This window comes from Streptomyces sp. NPDC060035, assembly GCF_042736635.1.
In the GTDB taxonomy this organism is placed as follows: domain Bacteria; phylum Actinomycetota; class Actinomycetes; order Streptomycetales; family Streptomycetaceae; genus Streptomyces.
In genome coordinates this window covers 1-3,447 of record NZ_JBHWVO010000069.1, presented here as the reverse complement: position 1 = coordinate 3,447, position 3,447 = coordinate 1, and the positions used below count along the sequence as shown (strand labels likewise).

Genomic DNA, 3,447 nt, shown 5'->3' with positions numbered 1-3,447 from the left:
CCGACCGCACCTCATCGACGGCTGCCTCATAGGCACCGGCCTGACCCTGACCAGCTGACACGATCAGGCCGACATCACACATTCAACTTCAGTAGCTGCCGCATCGTGAGGTTGGTCCGGTAGTAGACGGCCACCAGCAATACCCGGTCCGCCAGCGGCAGGCACCACGGCCGACCCCCACCAGGCCCGTTCCCACCCCGTTCACGCACGACCTTCAGCAGCCGATCGAACTGCCGCATCCGCAGCCCGGTGAACGTTTCAACCCACAACGGCTCAGCCCGCAACACCCCACCCGCACAGGAGAAATACCCGCCCCACAGCCTTCTGCAACTGTAGGTTCTCGCGGTTCGTGTCCTATTCAGAGGCTGAGAGCTGGGGCTGGCCCAGGTGTCTCACGCCGTGTCCAAGCCAGCCAGTCTCACGGTTGCGTCCGAATCCCCGGGCCGGCCACGAGGAGCAGGCGGATGGCCCGCGGGAGGCCATCCACAAGATATCGCCCCTCTTCCTGGAAGCTGACGTCCGCGCCTGGGTACAGCCAGTGGAACGAGAACTCGACCCCGTTCACCTGGACCGAAACAGCCGAAGAGATCCTCGACTCCCTCGCCCGCTCCTGCCAACGGATCTCCGGCGCAGGAGACCAGTAGGACCCTGTCAGGTGCCTCCGACTCTTGAGTTTCGGATGGTGGTGGGCGGTGACGCGACGGGCAGCCCCCTGCGGCCGTAGTCGCACGAGGCTGCCCCAACGCTTCAGCCGAGTTGTGCCTCAGCGAAAAGCAGCGATGCTACGGGCGACCCAGTCATTGAAGGGGCGCGGAGCGCGACCGAGGACTCGTTCCACGTCCGAGCTGATCCGCAGTTCGGCGGAGTTCGGGGCGGAGATGATGTCCAGGGTGTCGTCGGCGAGCTCCGGCGGCACGAACTGGGTCATCGCGGCCTTGGCCTCCTCGCGGGTGAGTTCGTGGAACCGCACCGGCGAGCCGAGCGCGGCAGCGATGGCCTCCGCCTGCTGACGGGGCGTGATCACCTCGGGCCCGGTCAGCTCGAAGATTCCGCCGGTGTGCCGGTCGTCCAGCAGGCAGGCCGCCGCGACCTCGGCGATGTCCGCCGGGTCGACGATCGGAACCCCGACATCACCGAAGGGTGCGGCGACCGCCCCTTGCGTGCGGACGGACTCCGCCCACGCCAAAGCGTTGGAGGCGAAGCCGCCCGGTCGTAGGACGGCCCAGTCCAGGCCGGACTCTCTCAACGCGTCCTCCACCGCGCGCATCGCGATCCGCGACGGGCCGAGCGGCCTGGTCGCCACGCCCTGCGAAGACAGCAGGACGACTCGGCGGACCCCGCTGGCAGCGGCCAGGTCGATAATGTCGGTCGGCCTGGCTTCGGGGGCGTGCAGGTCGCCGGACAGCAGGAGGAACAGCGCCTTCGCCCCGTCCAAAGCGGGGGTGAGGCCCTGCGGCTCGGCCAAGTCAGCCGACACGTGCCGAACCCCGTCCGGCATTGCCGCCGCGTACCGTGACACCGCCGTCACCTGCTCGCCCGCCTTGGCCAGGGCCTGCGTCAAAGGCTGGCCCACATTCCCGGTAGCCCCGGTCACCACGATCATGTTCAGCTCCTAGTTCGTTGTGCACTGCGGCAATTGACGCTAAGAGGCAGGCTTACTTTTCGTAAGAACATACCCAGAGGTAAGCTCCAGACATGAGTGAAGGTGCGCAGCTGACGCAGGCCGAGGCGGGCAACCGGTATGAGGTGTTTCACACCGACTGCCCTGCGCGCAACGTGGTCGACCACGTGACCAGCAGGTGGGGTACCTGGGTGCTGATCGCCTTGCGGAGCACCGACCTTCGGTTTTACGAGTTGCGCGACAGCATCCAGGGCATCAGCGAGAAGATGCTCGCTCAGACACTGCGCGCACTGGTCCAGGACGACCTGATCTGGCGGAAGGTCGAGCCGACGACGCCACCCCAAGTCACCTACGGGCTGACTGAGTTCGGCCAGGACCTCGGTGGGCCACTGACGGACTTGTTCGACCGGATCACACAGCGGCTGGCAGCCAGCGGGGCGTCCGCCACGGAGCGGCTGAGCGCAACAGGTCAAGCGAAGCAGCTGACCACCCCAGGCCCTTAACAGCTTCATCACCTCGACAACGAACGCTGACCGTGACAGCAAATAGGTTCATGCGTGCCCCCAGCACGGACCAGTGGCAGAAAAGACACTGTCCATGGAGGACCTGTCCCACGTGCGGCTCACTCCAACGAGTGAACAGGGTGCCCAGCCAGTCTCAGTTCCGTGGCCGATCGGCCACGGAATGGCCACCGGCCGTGAGATTCGGCCAGTCAAACTGAGATCCCGCACGGCGTGTAGGGAGTCGCGGCTCGTGTCCTAGGACGAGGCTGTGACCTGCGGTTTCTTGTGGAGTCTCACACCGTGTCCAGCCGTTCAGTCTCACGACCGTCTCCACATCCTCGGCATGGGGCTTCGGAGAGGATGGGAACGACCGAGCGACAACGGGCCGGCCCGCTGGCCCGCATGACGCCGGCGCACGTCCTAGTCGTTGATGCCCAGGATGGCGCGGGCCCGTTCGATGAACTCGTCCATTGCCTCGCTGTGCTCGGCTGCGGAGGCTTGAACGATGGGTAGTTCTGCCAGGGCATCGGGGTCAGCGACTATGCGCTCGAAGACTCCACGGCCCTGAGCGATCAGCCAGCCGCGGAAGTAGTCGAAGCCGTCGTCAGAGCACCCACCGTTGGCGATGTATGCAGCGGCCCACAGAGGATTGGTGTAGGAGTCAACCATCAGGTCCCACAGCACCTGCTCAGCTGCGACGATCTCCTCGACCGGCCGGGAGGCCAGCAGCGAGGTCGCCTCGCGAGCGACCGCTTCGCCGTCCTTCGGGTCGGACGCCTGATTGCGGGCTGCCTCAATGAGCTGCCAGAACTGCTGCTTGTTCATGGAGGCAGAGCCTGCCACCTGGTACTGACATCGGGCCGGTCGCGGGATCTTGGGGTGTGAGACTGGTAAGCCCGCCTGTTGAGGTGTCGCGTATTCAGCGGCTGGGGCCGACCTTTGATTACTGACTGTCGACGGTGACGGTGGTCCAGCGCGGGTCAATGTGGCCCAGCCATGCGTCCTGGTCGTCCGCCAGTGGTTGCTCCAGAGGGAGGGGGAAGAACCGGCAGGCGAAGATGAGGCCAGCGTCCTCTCCGTCGCCCTTGACATGGTGGTTCCACGCATCGCGGGTTTCTGCTGATGCTTGCAGAAAGAAGAATGTGGTTCGTCGTGGCTGACCGGTGTCGGGATGGGGCTTGCTCTCCACGGCAATCTGTCGGACGACCGTGGCTGTCAGCAGACCGGTTGTCGGCGTACACATGAACGTCCCCACCCGCGTACGGATGAAAAGGGACAGTTGTTGATGCGGTGAGACTTGCTGCTCGGCACTCTTCTGCTTGT

The 3,447-nt window shown here is 65.2% G+C and carries 2 protein-coding genes and 3 pseudogenes; 1 reads left to right on the top strand and 4 read right to left on the bottom strand.

The genetic code is table 11. The annotated features are described in order from the left end of the window. Positions 1-92: 92 nt before the first annotated feature. Together ACFWBQ_RS38245 and ACFWBQ_RS38240 are read right to left on the bottom strand one after the other, a co-directional pair. Positions 93-239, bottom strand: a pseudogene (locus ACFWBQ_RS38245) (transposase family protein); the annotation flags it as partial. A 524-nt stretch (positions 240-763) separates the two neighbouring features. After that, the gene (locus ACFWBQ_RS38240) at positions 764-1,603 is read right to left on the bottom strand and encodes an SDR family oxidoreductase (protein WP_385508643.1); all 840 of its coding nucleotides are present in this window, start codon (positions 1,601-1,603) and stop codon (positions 764-766) included. Positions 1,604-1,695: 92 nt separating this feature from the next. On the opposite strand from ACFWBQ_RS38240, the gene ACFWBQ_RS38235 reads away from it, so the two are divergent. Continuing rightward, positions 1,696-2,124, top strand: coding sequence for a winged helix-turn-helix transcriptional regulator (locus ACFWBQ_RS38235; protein WP_385508641.1), 429 nt, complete (start codon positions 1,696-1,698; stop codon positions 2,122-2,124). A gap of 483 nt (positions 2,125-2,607) precedes the next feature. Here the strand turns inward: ACFWBQ_RS38235 and ACFWBQ_RS38230 are convergent. Then, positions 2,608-2,949, bottom strand: a pseudogene (locus ACFWBQ_RS38230) (DUF4240 domain-containing protein); the annotation flags it as partial. A gap of 118 nt (positions 2,950-3,067) precedes the next feature. Further along, a pseudogene (locus ACFWBQ_RS38225) lies at positions 3,068-3,447 on the bottom strand (hypothetical protein); the annotation flags it as partial.

Bases quoted from the DNA above. Each gene is read 5' to 3' on its own strand.
- ACFWBQ_RS38235 (WP_385508641.1), top strand. From the start codon at position 1,696: ATGAGTGAAGGTGCGCAGCTGACGCAGGCCGAGGCGGGCAACCGGTAT.
- ACFWBQ_RS38240 (WP_385508643.1), bottom strand. From the start codon at position 1,603: ATGATCGTGGTGACCGGGGCTACCGGGAATGTGGGCCAGCCTTTGACG.